Raw genomic sequence first — 17,773 nt, 5'->3', positions numbered from 1 at the left:
TTGTCAAGGGCGGGCGGAAGAGATAAAGTGATAACGGATGATGTTCGATTAATAAGTCGGATAAGTCGGATATGTAGATATGTATAAAAAGAGATATATATTGGTTGGTATTTTGATGCTTGCCGCGGGGCTGCGGTTGTGGGGATTGGGAGGGCCGGATGTGGTGACAGATGAGGCGATTAATTCATTCCGGGCATTGGGAATGGTTGATTTTTTATCCACGGAATTCCAGACTACTCCTTTTGAGTGGCTGCAGGAAAAAACGTGGTGGCTGCCGCTCTCATTCCACGATCATCCATTGCTTTCTTTTTTTATCCCACACGTGTTCTCCCGTCTCTTCGGCGATACGCTCACGGTGATGCGCCTTCCGTCTGCCTTGTGCGGCATTGTGTCAGTTTGGCTGGTGTATATATTGGTCAATGAAATCCTTCGACAGGCTCAGGATGACATCAGAAAGGCTCAGGATGAAAATTGGAGTGACGGTGTTGCGCTGGTTAGTGCGTTCGTGCTCGCGGTGAGCAGTCTCGCGGTCTGGATCTCGAGGACTGCCTTGCAGGAAGCGATGGTGATAGCGTTTGGTTTGCTGATTATGTGGCTGGGATTGCGCGCAAGTAATAAGAAAAAATATTGGTATTGGTTTGGGATTGCGCTGGGGTTGGGGATGATGGTGAAGTACACGCTTATAGTGTACTGGGTTATTACGTGTATTACTTTGATAGTTTATTCGAGGAATTCTTTGAGATTAAAAGAATTCTGGTTCGCGCACCTGATCGCGCTTGTTATTTTTACTCCCGTGATATTGTATAACATCGGAATGTTCCGACAGTTTGGGCATTTTGATCTCCAATTTTCGTATCTTCTCGGACAGGCGACGCCCGAGTGGACATTGTTGCCGGGGAAGCCGATCGGCGTCATGGGAGACCGGTTTCTCGACTTGTGGCGGGAGCTTGCCCGAACCATGTCGCCGGTGATGTTGGCGTTGTCTGGTGCAGGAGTGTTATTCTGGATTTACCATATAGTGGCGGAGCGCAGGGTCATGAGGAGCGCGATGGAGCGGATGGGGTGGATAGGACGGACCCGCCTTCGCCTGAAGGCTACGGCAGGGAAAGTAGATCGGATAAGTCAGATAGGTCAGATAAGTCAGATAAGTCAGATAGGCCGGATAGGACTGATAGGATTGATTTGCATGATAGGATTGATAACTATCATGGGGGCGGGGGCGAGATTTTTGCCGATGCTTATGCCGTTTGCGGCAATGGCAGCGGCCGGATTAAGCATCGAAGCGTGGAGGCGCGCGAAGGCCGGGTGGCGGCCAGTCGTAGTGGCGGTTGGCATCGCGTGTGCAGTCTATGAAATCGGTTTCAGCATAAATAGCAATCTCATGATTTTTCCTTTCGGCCCCGCGCGATGGACGCATGCGCAAGTGCTGACGCAAGGGCAGTGGTGGGGGTATAATGAACTGGAGCGATATTTGCACGAGAAATTCGACCGTGGCATTACGACGTTACGCCTTCAGAGCAAAAGTCCGCTATTGGGAAGCGTGATGGATGCCTATTTTGAAGCACGCAGCGAAAAAAATTTTGAACCCCTCGCCACGCTCCTCGTGGTTGATGTAAATATGAACTGGTTTCCCCGGGTGTGGTATATTAACCGTCGCGCTTTCTATCAAGCGCTTCCGGTCGTTACTGCGGATGATTTCCTGAAGGTCGCACGGGAACAAGGAGAGAATTATTACCGTGAGGCGGGATTTGAAGAATTTGTGTTCGTGAAGGCGGAGGACACCTTCCGTGCGGCCGCTGTGCAGTCAGACGCGGCTGTGCAATTAGCTAATTCGCTTGAGATTCGCGGAATAGCGCCACAAGAGATTACGCGCCCCCGTGGTATAATCGCATTTAAAGTATATGAATTTAAATAACTTGAAAGTCGCCCTGGTGCATGAATTTTTAGGAGGCACGCGCGGAGGACAGGAGGAGGTGTTGAAGGAACTGCATGCCTTGTTTCCTGATGCGCCGGTATATACGATCATCGCGGACAAGAAACATCTGCCGGATGAATATCGGCGCTGGGATATCCGGCCGACGTTTATCGAACGCCTTCCTTTTGGCGCTTCGCATTTCCAGTGGTACTTGCCCCTCATGCCTTCCGCCATTGAGAGTATTGATCTTTCAGAATACGATATGGTGCTCTCTTCTGCCTCGGCTTTTGCGAAAGGGGTACTTACGCAGCCGCACACGCTCCATATTTGTTACTGCCACACTCCCACGCGCTACCTCTGGACCGACGCGCATTCCTACATCGTGAATCGCAGATTCCCTTTTTTTGTGCGGGCGTTTGTCCAGCCCTATTTGACGAAATTGCGGCTGTGGGACAGGCTTGCCGCGGAACGCCCGCAGGTTATGTTTGCAAATTCTCATGCCGTCGCGGCGCGCATCCTCAGGTATTATCAGCGCGAGAGCACGGTGATTTATCCTCCCGTGGATACTGACGCATTTTCCCTCGGGCGGGGTGAGGGGGGATATTTCCTTACCGGGGGTAGGCTCGTGGAAAGCAAGCGATTTGACCTCGTGGTGGCCGCTTTTAACCGCCTCCGCATGAAACTGGTCATTTTCGGATGCGGCCGCGAAGAGCGCCGTTTACGCGCGCTCGCCGGCCCCACCGTCAGCTTTACGGGATACCTTTCGCGGGAAGCGCGCGCAAAGGTATTTGCTGACGCGGGCGCGTTTATTTACCCTCAAGTGGAGGATTTTGGCATTACTGCAGTTGAATCCATGGCAGCCGGGAGGCCGGTGATCGCGTATGCCGCCGGTGGCATTCTCGAGACGGTGAAAGAAGGAGTTACGGGAGTGTATTTTCCCGAGGCGACCTGGGAATGCCTCGCCGAGGCAGTGGTGCGGTTCCAAAAAATGCAATTTGATCCGCAGCGTATCCGCGCGCACGCGCAAGCCTATAGTACGGCACGGTTCCGTGAAGAGATACCGCGTTATATCACCCATGCATGGAAAACGTACAAGGAAGACAATTCACTTCCGCAATAGCCATTGACTTGAGACCTTTGATGGGCCTCAAGACGGGAGTGGGAGAATATACCGAACAGCTCGCGCGCGCATTGGTGGCGTGCAACCGGATGCCCGTGGTATTTTTTTCGAACGGGTTGCGGAAGGGTAAATACCTAATCCCGCCCCTTGGCGCACCCCTTGTCCATACGAGGATGCCGAATAAACTTTTTGATTTGGCTGCGCGCTCTTTCCAGAGGCCTCACATTGATTCTCTTATCCGAAAGATAACTGGCATGCAAGTGGCGGCGTTCCTCTCCCCGCACATCACGTCCGCGCCTGTCAGCCGCCGCTGTCGCAAGGTGCTCATCGTGCATGATTGCTCATTCCGCTATCGCCGTTATTTTTCTTTGAAAAAACAATATTGGCACTGGAGCATGGCGATTGCGCGCACCCTGCGCACCGCAGATCATATCATTGCCGTTTCTGAAAGCACGCGGCAGCAGATACTCCAATGGCTGCCGCTTGAGCCTGCGCGCGTGAACGTGATAGCGCCCGGGATTGACGCTTCCTTTTTAAACCCGCCGTCCGCATCAGCCATGGAAAAAGTGAGGCGCGCGTACCGACTTCCCCCCCGATTTATCCTCTTTTTGGGCACGCGCGAGCCAAGGAAAAATCTCATTACCCTCCTTGACGCATACACTGCTGTCGCTCAAGAAAGGGAAATCGATCTCGTGATCGCTGGACAAGCCGGTTGGCGCAATTATGCGCTCAATCGCGCTATTGCGCGCCATCCTTATCGGACCCGCATCCATCAAATAGGCTACGTGGCGGCAGCGGACAAAAATGCGCTCTATAGGCTTTCCTCCTGTTTCCTCTACCCTTCCCTTTATGAAGGTTTTGGATTTCCGCCTCTTGAAGCGCTTGCCTGCGGCGTGCCCGCCGTAGTGAGTTCCACCACTTCGCTCCCTGAAACAGTGCGCACCTGCGCGCTTATGGTGGATCCTTATAACAGCGGGGATATAGCGGCAGCCGCACTTTTTGCGCTTCATGATCAGCGCCATCAGGAGCGCGTTAAAGCGGAAGGGCCTGCGCATGCACGCCAGTTTCAGTGGAAGCACGCAGCCACGCAAGTGGCTGATTGCATTGAACAGGTTGTTCGAGGGTATGAGTGATATGCGTTCCTCATCTTTATTTACTGAACACTCATTTCAAGTTGTAATATAAGTGTAAAATGACCAATAATTAAACCCCCTTAACCAATTCAAAATAAAATTTTCAATGCTCAATTTTCAATTTCTCCCGCTTTAAGCGGTTGAGGATTTGGAGCTTGATTGGGAATTGAGCATTGGAATTTGGGATTTATCATATTGTATATGCACATTGGTTTTGATGCGCGATTTGCTGGGATTGCGCAGGGGGGAGTGGGGCGCTATGTAGAGCGCGTCGTGAAGGCGTTTGGCGAGAGCAAGACGCAGTTTACCATGACGCTTTTTTTGCGGCGTTCAAATTGGGACCTTTTCCCGCACCTTGACGGGCGGTTTAGGCGGGTACTTGCCGATGTACCGTGGTACGGATTGAAAGAGCAGCTTGTTTTACCGACGGTCTTTCGGCGTTCGCATTGCGACGGTTATCACTTACCCCATTTCAATGTGCCGCTATGGATGCCGCGCCCGTTCGTCTGTACGCTCCATGACCTCATCATGTGGGAGGAAACAGGCGCGCGCGTAAGTACGCGCATGAAGGCGGTCGCGCGTGCGAAAGAGTATGGCATGAAACTCGTGGTACGGCGCGCCCTGCGCCGCGCCGCGCATTGCGTAGTCCCCTCGCAATGGACCGCAGACCGCATCAAGCCTGTGACAGGGATTGTACCGCGGCGCGTGTCGGTGATACCCGAAGGCGCCGACGCGCTCGCGCACGTCACGCCGCGCCCTTGGGAAGAGGTCCGTGCGCAGTATGGCATTGATAGCCAATATGTCCTCTGCGTGGGGAGCGCGTATCAGCACAAACAAACCTCACTCATCATAGATGCGGTTGCTTCGCTCTCCTCCGTGCATCCCCGCCTTCACCTTGTCCATGCCGGCCCCGCACACCCGCTCTCCTTTGCGAGGGCGCTTGAGGAATATGGGAGGAACGTGTTAGGGAACCGTTATCACGAAGTGGGCGCGGTGCCTGACGAAACGCTCACGACGCTTTATCGGAATGCATTCGCGTACGTCAGCGCTTCGCGCATGGAAGGGTTTGCCTTGCCGGCGCTCGAGGCGATGTGGCACCGCACTCCGGTGATAGTCCCCTGGGTCAGCTGTTTTCCGGAAGTGTTGGGAGATGCACCGCTCTATACGACACCGGGAGACAGCGCAAGTATCGCGCAGGCGATTGTCCAGCTTTTAAAGAGCCCTGATACTCGTGCAAGGTGCACAGAACGTGGTACAATAGTGGCATCTCAATACCAATGGTCCCGCCACGCGGAATCCTTATTACAATTTTATACATCGTTGTTTTTGTAATGGGATTTTCAGCCATAGGCTTCAGCCAAAGGCTGATCTGCCTCTGGCACGACATGAGAGTAAGTTTAATTTAATGTGATGTATACGATGAAGAAATCCATTTCGCATGACATTCCCATTGGATTTACCCATAATCCAAAGGATGCGAACCCTTCCCCTTATGTGATTGACCTGCGGGAAGGGAGCGGCGTGTCACCGCTGCCGCATATAGAACAATTTAAAACAGAAGAGCTTCCGCGTACCATCTCGATCCGTGAACCGTATCGGCGAGTAGCCCGGCAGAAGAAATATGCGATGAAATTAAATTTCATGCGCAACACGCTCACGCTTGAGGAGCGTGTGGCGCGCATGCGGCGTCGCACGCTCTCCTGGAAAGAGCATATCTTGAAGATCAGCGCCAAGGTCTTTTCATCGGTGTTCACACAGAGCGCGACCGTATTCAGCAGTATACAAAATACGATCAAGGATTCATCTGCGAAATCATTCAAATTTATCCGGCGCCCGTCCGCGCATTTTTACAGGGAAGCAGCGGATGACGCCGCCGGTTTGGGTGAGGCACGCGAGGAACAAGAGGTGCCCATCGCGGTCAGCGTATGGCGCAGAGCCGAAATCGTGACTTTTTTAAGCGTGCTCTGCGGCCTCATCCTTACCGTCAAGGCTGCGGGCACTATTGATGGGTACCGTCAGCTGCGCGGTGTGGTGTTGGGAGAGGCGGTTGAGGGCGTGCAAGCCTTAAGCCGCGCGCAAAACGCGTTTCACGAATCGGATATTCCGGAGGCGATTGCCTCGTTCCTTGCGGCGCAAGACAAATTCGCGGAGGTGAGCCGTACCCTGGATGATTTGCCTTTCTCATCGGTTCTGGAAAAGATCCCCCCTTTAAGGAGCAATATTGCGCTCCTAAGCGTCGGCGAAGACTCATCCCGCGCCGCAGAATATACGCTTCTCGCCTTTAAAGCGCTGGATGGCGTCAAACAGTCCCTGCAGGGCGGACAAGGATTTGTTGCGGCGCTTGAGGGCGGAGAGGGGACTAAAGTGAGCGTGCCTGTGAACGAACTAGAGAGAGTATCACGGTATTTGGGGGAGGCGGTGACCGCGTTGCGAGAAGCTAATCTTTCAGCGGCAACCATAAACCTCCAGGAACTTCCGGAGGAGTATCGGAGTTCAGTTGCGTCCTTTCTCACGCTCCTTTCTCCTTCAGAACGCCTCTTGTCCCAAACACAGCGCGGTATTGCGCTTTTTGCTTCTTTTTTAGGGGGCGAGCGCCCTCGCCGGATCATCGTCGCATTCCAGAATGACGCGGAACTTAGGCCAACCGGCGGTTTCTTGGGGAGCTATGCGCTTCTGGACACCAACCGCGGAAGCGTGGAATCAATTGACGTTCCCGGAGGGGGCTTGTATGACCTGAAGGGGAGTTTGCAGACAAGAGTGGACGCGCCATACCCTTTTCATCTGTTCAGCCCCGTATGGCAGCCTTGGAATGCGAATTATTTTTTCAATGTTCCTTCATCGGCGCAAGCATTCGCGTGGTTTATGGAAAAATCACAAGGGCCGACCGTTGACGGTGTTATCTTCATTACGCCGGTGATGCTCGAGGATATTCTCCGTATCACAGGACCAGTCGTTCTCCCCGCATATCAGTTGGTCGTCAGCGATCACAACGTACGCCGCGTACTCCAGGATGCGGCGGAGGTGGAGTATGATAAATCCTTAAACCGCCCGAAGCAGATTATTGGCGATTTGTTGCCTCTCATTTTAGAGCGTGTCTCCTTCGCCTTTGTGGAGCATTCCCCGCAATTATTAGGTTCGCTTGCCGCGGCGCTAGATCGCCACGACCTGCTCCTGTGGTCCTCGTTTGAGGAAGACCAAAATGCGATTATCGCATCAGGATGGGGCGGGGCGGTTGAGCCCACTGCCTCGGATTATCTTGCGCTGGTGCATACGAATATTGGCGGCGGCAAGACTGATCGGGTGATGGCAGAACGCTGGGAGCGCACTGTGACGCTCGCATCTGACGGGACCGGTGAAGCGATACTGACCGTGACCAGAGAGCATCGGGGCGACGCAACAGACCCTTATGAGAAAGTGCATAACGTGGATTACGTGAGAATCTTTGTGCCTTTGGGAAGCGTATTCTTGGGAGCAGAGGGATTTACTACTCCGGATGATGCGCTGTTTAAATATGATGAAACGCTTCCTCTCTATCCCGAGCTTGCACGCATGATTGCATCGACAAAAATTGATGATATCAGCGGGATAAGAATCACCGAGGAGCATGGATTCACGGTGTTTGGGGGATGGGTCATGACGAAAGTGGGCGGAAAAAGCGTCTATCGCGTCCGGTACCGCACCCCTCCTGTGGTGAAATTTGAGCGCGGCACCCTCCCGTTTTTTGCCGAGAAAGCTCGCAGGTACGAATTGTTTATCCAGCGGCAACCGGGCGCGCTTGATACCCCGTTCACTGATACGCTCATGGCGCCCGCAGAGTGGGGTAAAGAGACGGTGTTCAATGGAGCTTCTTCAAATGTAGTCGGCAATAGTATAGCGCATGAATATATTATTGATCGTGATATGGTTTCTATCCTTGAATGGCATAAGTAGTTATGGCACGGTTCAATAATGGTTTTACGCGGATATTTATAGAATTTTAAATAATTCTCAGGACTTAGTGCAGTACTCGTTCACTGAACATCGACACCCCCTCATGCCTCCCCCTTTTTATCATCAAGATATGGCGAAGCCATAGGGGGAGGACACGATATCGTTTTCTCCCCCTTTACAGGGGGGAGATCAGGAGGGGGGCTGAATCGCGAAGATAGCGATACCCCTCATTGAGCGCGTACTTGGTACATTATTGACGCATAAGGATTAATTGATTATAGTGGGGGAAGCGACAGAAATGTCGTTGCGAAAAGGCTGCGGAAATAAAAGTACATAGGTACTGAAACATGAGGAACATCAATTCCTCACCAGCAGCCTCTCCGCAGAGAAATCGGAGCCGCGGGTGCGGCTTTTCTCATATTCCTTCTAAAATTTCATGACCAAGGGCATTGGCAAGGGAGCACTCATCATCGGGATCTTTACGGTCCTTTCCCGCGTGGCAGGCCTTGTGCGGGAAAGGCTGCTCGCATCCATGTTTGGCGCGGGGCCGGTGACCGATGCGTATTTTGCCGCGTTTAAAATTCCCGATTTTATTTTTACCATTCTCGTGCTCGGGGCGCTCTCTGCCGCATTCATCCCCGTCTTTATCAAAGTGAAGGAAGATGAAGGCGAGGAGCGCGCGTGGCGCGTGGCGGGAAGCGTCCTCACAATCCTCACCCTCACCCTCACGCTCCTTGCGCTCATCGCGAGCATTACCGCGCCTTTGCTGGTGCGTGTGTTGGTGCCGGGGTTTTCGGAGGAGCACATGATGCTCACCGTGCGCCTGACAAGGATCATGCTTGTTTCCATTATTTTTTTTGGCGCATCCAATGTTTTAAGCGGGGTACTCAACGCGGCGCACCGGTATGTCGCGCTCTCTCTGGCTCCTATATTCTACAATGGCGGCATCATCATAGGCATTGCCGTATTTGCTCGAGAGTGGGGACCGGTGGGATTGGCGTTTGGCGTGGTCTTGGGTGCATTTTTGCATTTTTTGGTTCAAGTCCCGAGCGTATATGCGCTCTCACACGGACAGCTCAAGCTTGGTTTTGCTTATGACCACGCGGTGAAGCGCATCATGGCGCTTATGGGACCTCGCATGCTCGGCCTTGCCGCATCGCAGATAAACACCCTCGTCGTGATTGCGCTTGCGTCTGTCATGGCAGCGGGATCGGTCGCGGTCTATAACTTTGCATTCAATCTGGTGAGTTTCCCTTCAGGCGTCATTGGGGTGTCGTTTGCGGTCGCGGCATTCCCTTATTTTGCCAAGCATGCGGCGCGGCAAGAGATCGGTGAGTTTGGCGCGCGGTTCAGAGTGAGTATCTCCCATATTCTTGCCGCATTGGTGCCGCTCTCGGTGTTTCTGATCATGCTGCGCGCGCAAGTGGTGCGCGTCCTCCTTGGCGCGGGCGCTTTCGATTGGACTGATACGGTGCTTACCGCAAATACCATGGGACTGCTCGCTATTTCGCTCTGTGCGGACGGGGTCATTCCTTTGCTCGCACGCTCTTTCTACGCATTCCAGGACACCTGGACGCCGGTAAAAATCGGGCTCAGTGCGGTAGCGCTTAATGTGGCGCTCGCCTTATTATTGCGGGGATTCGGCGTAGAAGGCATCGCGCTCGCGCTCGCGGTGACTCAAATCATCCAAGGGATAATGCTTGCCGCAAGCTTAAATAAAAAAATACCCGGCCTTTTCGATTTCTCTTTTGCGGAAGGATTCGTTAAGATGGTGATATCAGCCGCGGGCGGTGCGGCGGTGCTGCAGCTGTTAAAAGCCCCGATTGCCTCACTCGTGGACATGGAGACCGGGGTGGGCGTACTTATGCAGGGATTGGGTGCGGGGTTGGGAGGCCTAGTGATGTATTATTTTCTCGCACGTTATTTCAAATGCGCCGGCATTCCTTCATATCAAGAATTATTACATTTTATCAAACGGCGATAATTTATTTATTGGAATTAGAAACTATTGCGTAAAGTAGCGTATCATGTAGCGCGAAGTAGCTTCTATGCCCCATCAGTAGAAGCCAGTTTACGCCACTAATGTGTGGAGTTGAATTTATGAATACCAATATTCGCAATTTTTGCATCATCGCGCACATTGATCACGGCAAGTCGACGCTTGCCGATCGTTTCTTAGAATTGACCGGCACCGTAGATAAACGGCAAATGAAGGAACAGTTTTTGGATAAGATGGATCTGGAAAGAGAGCGGGGAATTACGATTAAATTGGCACCCGTGAGAATGGTCTGGCAAGCGCAGATTGAGGAGTACATCCTCAATCTGATAGACACTCCCGGTCACGTTGATTTCTCCTACGAGGTTTCGCGGTCACTTGCCGCCGTGGAGGGGGCAATACTGCTCGTTGACGCGACTCAAGGGATTCAGGCGCAAACCATCGCGAACTTGACGCTTGCAGTGGCGCAGGGGCTCACCATTGTGCCTGCGTTGAATAAGATTGATTTGCCCAATGTGGCAATAGAAGACACGATTAACGCAGTGTCCCAGCTGGTCGGCTGTTCGGTTGATGAAGTATTGAGAGTTTCCGGAAAAACAGGACAGGGAGTTGAAGAGCTGCTCCAGGAAGTGGTGCGCAAAGTGCCGCCGCCAGAAGGATTGCAGAGTAATCCCTTGACCGCATTAATTTTTGATTCGCAGTACGATACGTACCGCGGAGTGGTCGCCTATGTGCGCGTCATGGAAGGGGAAGTCAAGAAGAGCGATACCATCATGATGATGGGAACAGGAGTGAGCACTGAAGTGCTGGAGATAGGGGTGTTAAGTCCGGGGTTTACCCCTGTACCCGCGCTCCAAAGGGGTGAAATCGGCTATATCGTTACGGGGCTCAAGGAGGTGCGTCAATGCCGCGTGGGTGATACCATTACCTTGCCCGGAAAAAAAGCGGCGCATCCTTTGCCGGGGTATCGCGAGGTGCGTCCCTATGTGTTTGCAGGACTCTTTGCGCAGGATGGCGAAGCGGAAGGGTTAAGGGATGCGATTGAAAAATTGCAGTTGAATGACGCTTCCCTCACTTATGTACCCCAGCGCTCGACCGCATTGGGATTCGGGTTCAGGTGCGGATTTTTAGGCCTTTTGCACCTCGAGATCGTGCTAGAACGGCTCCGCAGGGAGTATGGTTTGGAGATTATTGCGACCGTGCCGAATGTCGAATACCGCGTCCTCACGGATGCGACACAGGTCAACATGGAAAAAAATGCGGATCAACGCGGATATGTGACTGAAGCAGAGTTGAATAGCATTGGAGCGCTTGAGGTAAAGATGCCGCAGGAGTTTCCCGACCCTTCCCGCATAGAGAAAGTATTTGAACCATGGGTGCATGTGACCGTGATCACCCCGCCTTCCTACATCGGCAATATTATGCAATTTATGCAAGGGATGCGGGGGGAAGCGCGGAATACGGAGTATCTTGCGGACAGGAAAGCCGTCCTCCACTACGACTTGCCGCTTTCCTCCATCATCGTGAATTTCTATGATAATCTGAAAGGAGCGAGTCAAGGGTACGCCTCCATGGATTATAATCTCGCGGGATTCAGGGAGGCAGACATTGTGAAGCTCGATATCCTTATTGCAGAACAGATGGCGCCCGAATTGTCGGTGCTCATGGATAAAAGCGAGGTGCAGCGGCGCGCGCGTAGCATGGCCGAGCTGTTGAAAGAACTCATCCCGCGCCAGATGTTTGCGGTGAAGATACAGTCAGCGATGGGAGGCAAAATCATCGCCAGCGAAACATTGTCTGCCATGCGGAAGGACGTGACGGCGAAACTCTCGGGAGGCGATGTGACGCGGCGGCGGAAACTGCTCGAAAAACAAAAAAAGGGCAAGAAGAGAATGGCCCGATTTGGAAGCGTGGAAATACCTCCGGATGCGTACCGCAAGCTGCTGCAAAGGACTTGAGTGTTCGTATTAGGTATCAGGTATTACGTATTATGGATCCATCATATACCTAATACGTAATACATAATACGAGATTCGATCACAGCGGTGACGTGAACATGAACGCGATGAAGCTCAAGATGACGATGAGCGAAACGATTGTCCACGCGACGCGGATTTTCTTTTTTGATATCATATAGGGGTGAGAATTGTAGAAAATAATCAGTTGGCATTAGTAAGTTATAGGACAATATCTGCGTAAGTCTGCGTCCGGCCGCATAAAGATAAAACCATGTCTTACACCAGACTTATTGCGGCCGGCATCTGCGTGTATCCGCGTGAAAACCTCAATACAGATTTTACGTTACTATTAATATGAAGTATACCAAATTTGTAAGGGAAGATGAAGTCCTTATCGCGGTGATCAGGCGTTCGTGGTGGGGCTATATGGGTCAGATGAGCGCGGTGTTTTTGCTGGTATTTGCCGCTTCATTGCTCAGTGTGCCGCTTCTTCAGGGGTCTACCTTATTGCAGATTTTGTTCTTTCTACTGGCGGCAGGCACGCTTTGGAGGGTGCTGGTGCTCTGGATGAGTGTCCGCTATGAGGTTTTGCTCATTACCGACCGCCGCATAATTGATGTGGACCAGAGGGGCCTTCTGCGCCGTACGGTCACCGACGCGGTGTATAGCCGCATCACTGACATTACCTGGAGCAAGAGCGGCATCAAGGAAACACTCACGGGATGCGGCGGCATCCTTATCACTACCGCGGGATCCGCGTCCGCGATTGAGATACGCCCTGTCCGTGACCCTAAAGGCGTGCAGGAATTGATACGCGACGTGGCAGAGGCGTACGAGGCGGGGATGAAAAGACCCAATACGCCGCAGATATACGCGGATGCAGACGCGGATTAACGCTGATAACAATAGACAGTCAAATCCCTTATTTAACATATGAAACGCAGGTCTCCATTTATACGATTGTTACTGAAGCCTACTACCATGGTGGCCATTTTTGTGGTTTTTCTTTTTATAAGTTATGGCTATGTCATGACCCTGAAGCGCGGCCGCGAAATCAGTGGCCGCGTAAGTACGCTGCAAAGCGACATCGCAGAGTTGACGATGCGCAAGGAAGAATTGCTGGAGATCAAAAAATTAACTGAATCGTCTGAATTTGTGGAACGGGAAGCGCGGTCCAAATTAGGCTTGAAGAAAAAAGGGGAGCATGTCATAATCGTGCCGAGCGACTCAATAGAACCTGTGGTGCGTGAAAACGCGTATAGTGGCGGCAGTCAGTCGCCGGAATACCAGAATTCATCGTATCCAAAGCGGTGGTTTACTTATTTCTTTTCCCAGAAGTAAAATGCAATACAATCTGAAGAAGGGTGTCACGCAGATTTTCGCAGATACTCGGCCGCGTATCGTTTATTTTGAAGAAAGGTTCTGTGCGTGAGCGGCCGAACGCAGATTAACGCGGATATACTTCTATCGACTTAAAGTGGGATTTCATTTCATAGGCATGCGGGTGTAGTACAATGGTAGTACATTAGCTTCCCAAGCTAGGGACGGGGGTCCGATTCCCCTCACCCGCTTTTAAACAGAATCTATTATGCTCAAAGAATCGGAATTTGTGAAAATAGTGGTCGCCGTGCCGGTGGACGCGGCAGACCGGGTAAGGGATGCGCTCACGAGGGCGGGCGCGGGAAGACAGGGAAATTATGATTCTTGCAGCGGCAGTTATCGGCAGACAGGAAGATTCCGGCCTTTGATGGGGGCAAATCCCGCCATTGGAATGGTGGGAGAATTAGAAGAAGTGGAAGAGGAAGTCATCGAAGTTATTTGCCACAAGAGCCTCGTGGAGCGCGTAGTGGAGGAAATTAAAAAAGCACATCCTTACGAAGAACCTGCGATAGATATTATTCCGCGATTGGAGATAATTTAAATCTCATAATAGGGCATATCATTCAGTGTTTTTCCGTGTAAATTTCAGGTGTTTACGCGAAAGAGGCTTTATACACTGAATGCACACGGAAATTGGCGCTGAACGACACTGAAAAATATTTTTTCCACTGTTTCATTATGTTACTAACTCTCAGCATTGCGGGAGCGTGGTTATTGGCTACGCTTTTTATATTTGCCCACATTAAAAAAAGGTCAAAGATTATTGCGTTTTCTCCGATGAGGTATTTGGGATTATTCTCATTTGTGCCGGTCGGCATAATCGTTTCATGGAAAGGCGGCGATGATAAGGTGTGGGTCATGTTTTTAATAGGAGCCTGTATTGGCATGGCGGGAGAGACTCTCATGGCGCTTATTTGGGATTTTCTGTTTGATAAAAAGTTTTGGGTGTATCGCGGAGGCGGCCTCCTGGGCGGGTATACCAGTATTTACAATATAATACCTTGGGGGCTCTTCGCGCTTATCGTGCGCACGCTGCTGGATACGTTTATGGTGAGAGAAGAAATCCTTGCGGGGCGCATGTGGGGACTCTCGCTTTGGCAGGGATTTCTTTTGCTCTGGCTCGGAAGTCTGCTGCTGGCGATTTTATGGCGCATCGTATGGCTCAAGATACAGGGGGAGCCCATTCGTTTGAATGAAAAATTTTCATGGAGGCTCTATAGCTTATATACCGCGCCAATCTTCATCGCGATTGCGTGCGTCGGTATTTGGGGAGACATTGCGCTACTGCTGTACGCGCTGATCATTATGGCGTTAGGCTACCTCATAGAATATATCTACGGGTTCTTGCTAAGCTGGGCGTTTGTAAAGAATGACGTGGGGTCATGGCTGCTCTGGCGCGTGCTGCACGTGAGAAGGCGCTATAAAGGATGGGAGTATCAATATGCAAAATTAAACGGCGGGATTACGAGCTTCACCAATCTGCCGTATTGGGCGTTGGGAGGATTTTATTTTGCATTTATATTGAGTTATCTCTAAATACTGGCATAAATGAGAATTTTTTGGTAAGATAAGCACGTTTATGATATGCCGCCTTAGCTCCCGCCTTTCCCTGCGCCGCACATACCTTCGTTTCACTTCGGTATTATGGCACCAGCAACTCGGCGGGCAGGCAGCTGGATTATAACAATTTTTACTCCGCACAATTTATGCCGGCCTAGCTCAATTGGCAGAGCAATGCTTTCGTAAAGCAGAGGTTCCGGGTTCGATTCCCGGGGCCGGCTAAGAAAATTGTGCAGTTAATGCTTTTCCGCCTCCGTCGATGCTTCGGCGGATAAACTCCAAATAAAGGTCCCGGTTTGATCCCGTGGCCGGCTATAATAAATTGTGCAGGGTAAATTAATTCTGGACTTAATAATATAAGCTACTTAGTTTATGAGTGAATATCGTGATGGTAACCTTACTGGAGAGAGTAATGAGTCGATAGAGGTGAAGTGTAATTTTATGTGTGATAATATGGTTTGTACCGATCCATTACATACCGTGAAGATGACGCGGAAAGAATTCGCCAACATTAAAAGCAGTGGCAAAAAGCTAAAATGTCCTAATTGTGGAGGATACACATTAGTGCCTGAATAAAGAGCAGCTCAATTTGAGAGGAATTTCCAAGGTTTCAAAAAAACGCTCTCTCTATTGAGAGCGTTTTTGATCGGATACAACTACGGTAAGTATGATAATGTTGTAAGACCCTATTTTACCGCTTCAACAATTTTTACGAACACTTCGGGATGATCTTGTGCGAGGGTTGAGAGTGATTTGCGGTCAAGCTCCACTTTTTTCAGCTTCAGGAGATGGATGAATTTGCTATAGGTAAGCCCGTGCATACGCACGGCGGCGTTAAGCCGCACTTGCCAGAGTTTCCGTATTTCACGTTTCTTAGTGCGTCGGTCGCGGTACTGATAGACTCCCGCTTTGATCACGGCGACATTGGCGAGGCGTGAGATTTTTTTCCTGCCCCAGCGATACCCCTTTGCTTGTTTTAAGAGGCTATGGCGTTTGCGTGCCCGTAATAAACCGCGTTTCACTCGAGACATATAAGTATAAAATTCTAAATATTAAATCCTAAACACTAAATAATAGCATTATAATTATGTGCTGGAGAGAAGTTTTCTGATATGCTCTCGGTGTCCCGTGCGGAGAATGATATCCTTGCGCTTGCCCATGGTGGCCTGGCCGGTGGCGCGCGCATGGTAGTGGCTTTGGGCTACCGCGCGTTTAATCACCTTGCCTGTTGAGGTAATGCGAAACCGTTTCAAAAAAGTTTTTTTAGTCTTCAATTTTGGCATACATACGTGATTAAAATCAAAATTTAAAAATCATGGTGCGACTCGTAGTTCGACTCGGCTCACTATGACATTGCTCACCATGACAATAAGCGGATGTCATCCTGAGCTTGTCGAAGGATTGCATTTTGATTTCTTTCAATTTACTTTCTCCCTACCACGAGGGAAATCCTTCCTCCCATGCGTGAAATCGGCTGGAGCACGGAGGCTTGGGGAAGCGAGGCGGCAAACTCATCCATAATCTTTTGCGCCAGGTCCGTATGGGCTTTTTCCCTACCCCTGAGCACCATCTCGATTTTAACCTTATCACCCCGTTCCAAGAATTCGGCCGCTTGCGTTTTCCTGAGCTCAAGATCCGCTCCCTTGATGCGCAGGGAAAGTCTGATTCCTTTCACCTCCACCATCTTCTGTTTGGCTTTTGCTTTGCGCGCTTCTTTTTCCTGTTCATAGCGGTATTGCCCGTAGTTGATGATGCGGCAGACCGGGGGGATTGCTTTGGGATTCACTTCTACGAGATCAAGTCCTGCAGATTGGGCGGCATTTAATGCCTGCGCGGCAGAAAGGACGCCAATATTTTGGCCATGTTGGTCAATGACGCGCACCTCCGGTGAGGTGATGAATTTATTCATGCGCGCGAGCTTGATAAGCTCGGGTTTTGGTTTTGGCCGGCGGCGATGGCGAAGGTGCATAATATGATACTAATTTGCAATTGGCAGCACGAGTGGCTTGCCAGCCGAAGCATTTATAAGACTCTTTTGGGGTATTGTGGATGATGTCCACCTTCGCATAAAGCTACGGCGGACAGCCTTACGCTAAAGCGAAGGCTGGTGGAGATGGCGGGTCTTGCACCCGCGTGAGGCATCCGTCGTGTTCCCGTGTCTACCAGCATAGCCTGCTCTTGGTATACTCGCGCATGCCCGAGGAGCAGACAAGAAAGCGCGCGCAAGTCCCTAAAAAGCCATTGTCCTCCTACAGCTTTTAGGAGAAGCGTTGGAGTAAGCCTGCTGTATGACACCCGATTCCTTATCCGCAGGCGGAACAAGGGCGGATGGTAACGGCGGTTAGGCCGCTACGGTAGCCGGTGCGAATTCAAAAGCTTGGGCTAAGCCCAAAACTTTCTCTTTCACAAGGCTTATGAGATTATTGGCAGTTATCTCTTTGCGTTCGTGGAGATTAACGTCGTGCGAACGCCGCGACGGCTGGCGCAGGAACATTCTGGTCACCTGCGACTTATGGACATCCCCATGTATTGTTAAATTCGAAATTCTCTCGCTATGCGAGATCTGGCGTAGCCAGATAAAATAAAAAAGAGATGTTTATTTTTTGGTTTATTGTAAAATATTTATTACGTCAATGAGTATATGATGATTGTAGGGATTAGTCAAGCTAAGTCTTGTACAATACATAATGAGCCCCAAATGAAAACCGATTCCACCGCATAACGAGCCCCAAACCCTGTGGATAGCTCTGGCGGCAGGCAAGGTCTTCAAACCAAAAGTGC

14 protein-coding genes, 2 tRNA genes and 1 other RNA gene are annotated in these 17,773 nt (G+C 51.0%); 13 read left to right on the top strand and 4 right to left on the bottom strand.

All coding sequences use genetic code 11. The annotated features are described in order from the left end of the window. Positions 1-79 precede the first annotated feature (79 nt). The 13 genes from WC659_06150 to WC659_06090 all read left to right on the top strand — a co-directional run bounded on the left by WC659_06150 (position 80) and on the right by WC659_06090 (position 15,213). Positions 80-1,915, top strand: coding sequence for a glycosyltransferase family 39 protein (locus tag WC659_06150; GenBank protein MFA4873479.1), 1,836 nt, complete (start codon positions 80-82; stop codon positions 1,913-1,915). Beyond that, positions 1,902-3,035, top strand: coding sequence for a glycosyltransferase (locus WC659_06145; protein ID MFA4873478.1), 1,134 nt, complete (start codon positions 1,902-1,904; stop codon positions 3,033-3,035). The genes WC659_06150 and WC659_06145 overlap by 14 nt, the downstream gene beginning before the upstream one ends. Beyond that, positions 2,996-4,168 (top strand): glycosyltransferase family 1 protein, encoded by a 1,173-nt coding sequence (locus WC659_06140; protein ID MFA4873477.1) that lies wholly within the window; start codon positions 2,996-2,998, stop codon positions 4,166-4,168. Before WC659_06145 ends, WC659_06140 begins: the two co-directional genes overlap by 40 nt. A 201-nt stretch (positions 4,169-4,369) precedes the next feature. Further along, a complete protein-coding gene (locus WC659_06135) occupies positions 4,370-5,500 on the top strand; it encodes a glycosyltransferase family 1 protein (protein ID MFA4873476.1) in 1,131 nt (376 codons plus the stop codon). Between the two features lie 78 nt (positions 5,501-5,578). Next, on the top strand, positions 5,579-8,098 hold the full coding sequence (locus WC659_06130) for a DUF4012 domain-containing protein (GenBank protein MFA4873475.1): 2,520 nt from the start codon (positions 5,579-5,581) through the stop codon (positions 8,096-8,098). 436 nt (positions 8,099-8,534) lie between these two features. After that, on the top strand, positions 8,535-10,082 hold the full coding sequence (gene murJ / locus WC659_06125; protein ID MFA4873474.1) for a murein biosynthesis integral membrane protein MurJ: 1,548 nt from the start codon (positions 8,535-8,537) through the stop codon (positions 10,080-10,082). Between the two features lie 116 nt (positions 10,083-10,198). Next, positions 10,199-12,052, top strand: a complete 1,854-nt coding sequence (gene lepA, locus WC659_06120) for a translation elongation factor 4 (protein MFA4873473.1) — start codon at positions 10,199-10,201, stop codon at positions 12,050-12,052. Between the two features lie 354 nt (positions 12,053-12,406). Continuing rightward, positions 12,407-12,946: a PH domain-containing protein gene (locus WC659_06115; GenBank protein MFA4873472.1), complete on the top strand. Its 540-nt coding sequence runs from the start codon at positions 12,407-12,409 to the stop codon at positions 12,944-12,946. Between the two features lie 39 nt (positions 12,947-12,985). Continuing rightward, positions 12,986-13,393 (top strand): septum formation initiator family protein, encoded by a 408-nt coding sequence (locus WC659_06110; GenBank protein MFA4873471.1) that lies wholly within the window; start codon positions 12,986-12,988, stop codon positions 13,391-13,393. A 159-nt stretch (positions 13,394-13,552) separates the two neighbouring features. Then, positions 13,553-13,623: transfer RNA gene (locus WC659_06105), tRNA-Gly, on the top strand. A 17-nt stretch (positions 13,624-13,640) separates the two neighbouring features. Next, positions 13,641-13,973 carry a hypothetical protein gene (locus WC659_06100; GenBank protein MFA4873470.1) on the top strand — a complete coding sequence of 111 codons (333 nt, stop codon included), beginning with the start codon at positions 13,641-13,643 and terminating at the stop codon, positions 13,971-13,973. Between the two features lie 137 nt (positions 13,974-14,110). Continuing rightward, entirely contained in the window at positions 14,111-14,968 is an 858-nt protein-coding gene (locus WC659_06095; protein ID MFA4873469.1) for a hypothetical protein, read from the top strand. A gap of 172 nt (positions 14,969-15,140) precedes the next feature. Further along, a tRNA-Thr gene (locus WC659_06090) sits at positions 15,141-15,213 on the top strand. 465 nt (positions 15,214-15,678) lie between these two features. Here the strand turns inward: WC659_06090 and rplT are convergent. The 4 genes from rplT to ssrA form a co-directional block, all read right to left on the bottom strand. After that, positions 15,679-16,023 carry a 50S ribosomal protein L20 gene (gene rplT / locus WC659_06085; GenBank protein ID MFA4873468.1) on the bottom strand — a complete coding sequence of 115 codons (345 nt, stop codon included), beginning with the start codon at positions 16,021-16,023 and terminating at the stop codon, positions 15,679-15,681. A 54-nt stretch (positions 16,024-16,077) separates the two neighbouring features. After that, a complete protein-coding gene (locus WC659_06080; protein ID MFA4873467.1) occupies positions 16,078-16,275 on the bottom strand; it encodes a 50S ribosomal protein L35 in 198 nt (65 codons plus the stop codon). A 140-nt stretch (positions 16,276-16,415) separates the two neighbouring features. Next, positions 16,416-16,961, bottom strand: coding sequence for a translation initiation factor IF-3 (gene infC / locus WC659_06075; GenBank protein ID MFA4873466.1), 546 nt, complete (start codon positions 16,959-16,961; stop codon positions 16,416-16,418). 136 nt (positions 16,962-17,097) lie between these two features. Then, positions 17,098-17,516: a transfer-messenger RNA gene (ssrA, locus tag WC659_06070) on the bottom strand. Positions 17,517-17,773: the final 257 nt, after the last annotated feature.

The organism is Patescibacteria group bacterium, from assembly GCA_041645165.1.
Lineage (GTDB): Bacteria > Patescibacteriota > Patescibacteriia > 2-02-FULL-49-11 > 2-02-FULL-49-11 > 2-02-FULL-49-11.
The sequence above is the reverse complement of the archived record's forward strand: the minus strand, read 5'-3'. Positions and strand labels throughout refer to the sequence as shown.

Bases quoted from the DNA above. Each gene is read 5' to 3' on its own strand.
- WC659_06150 (MFA4873479.1), top strand. From the start codon at position 80: ATGTATAAAAAGAGATATATATTGGTTGGTATTTTGATGCTTGCCGCG.
- WC659_06145 (MFA4873478.1), top strand. From the start codon at position 1,902: ATGAATTTAAATAACTTGAAAGTCGCCCTGGTGCATGAATTTTTAGGA.
- WC659_06140 (MFA4873477.1), top strand. From the start codon at position 2,996: ATGGAAAACGTACAAGGAAGACAATTCACTTCCGCAATAGCCATTGAC.
- WC659_06135 (MFA4873476.1), top strand. From the start codon at position 4,370: ATGCACATTGGTTTTGATGCGCGATTTGCTGGGATTGCGCAGGGGGGA.
- WC659_06130 (MFA4873475.1), top strand. From the start codon at position 5,579: ATGTATACGATGAAGAAATCCATTTCGCATGACATTCCCATTGGATTT.
- murJ (MFA4873474.1), top strand. From the start codon at position 8,535: ATGACCAAGGGCATTGGCAAGGGAGCACTCATCATCGGGATCTTTACG.
- lepA (MFA4873473.1), top strand. From the start codon at position 10,199: ATGAATACCAATATTCGCAATTTTTGCATCATCGCGCACATTGATCAC.
- WC659_06115 (MFA4873472.1), top strand. From the start codon at position 12,407: ATGAAGTATACCAAATTTGTAAGGGAAGATGAAGTCCTTATCGCGGTG.
- WC659_06110 (MFA4873471.1), top strand. From the start codon at position 12,986: ATGAAACGCAGGTCTCCATTTATACGATTGTTACTGAAGCCTACTACC.
- WC659_06100 (MFA4873470.1), top strand. From the start codon at position 13,641: ATGCTCAAAGAATCGGAATTTGTGAAAATAGTGGTCGCCGTGCCGGTG.
- WC659_06095 (MFA4873469.1), top strand. From the start codon at position 14,111: ATGTTACTAACTCTCAGCATTGCGGGAGCGTGGTTATTGGCTACGCTT.
- rplT (MFA4873468.1), bottom strand. From the start codon at position 16,023: ATGTCTCGAGTGAAACGCGGTTTATTACGGGCACGCAAACGCCATAGC.
- WC659_06080 (MFA4873467.1), bottom strand. From the start codon at position 16,275: ATGCCAAAATTGAAGACTAAAAAAACTTTTTTGAAACGGTTTCGCATT.
- infC (MFA4873466.1), bottom strand. From the start codon at position 16,961: ATGCACCTTCGCCATCGCCGCCGGCCAAAACCAAAACCCGAGCTTATC.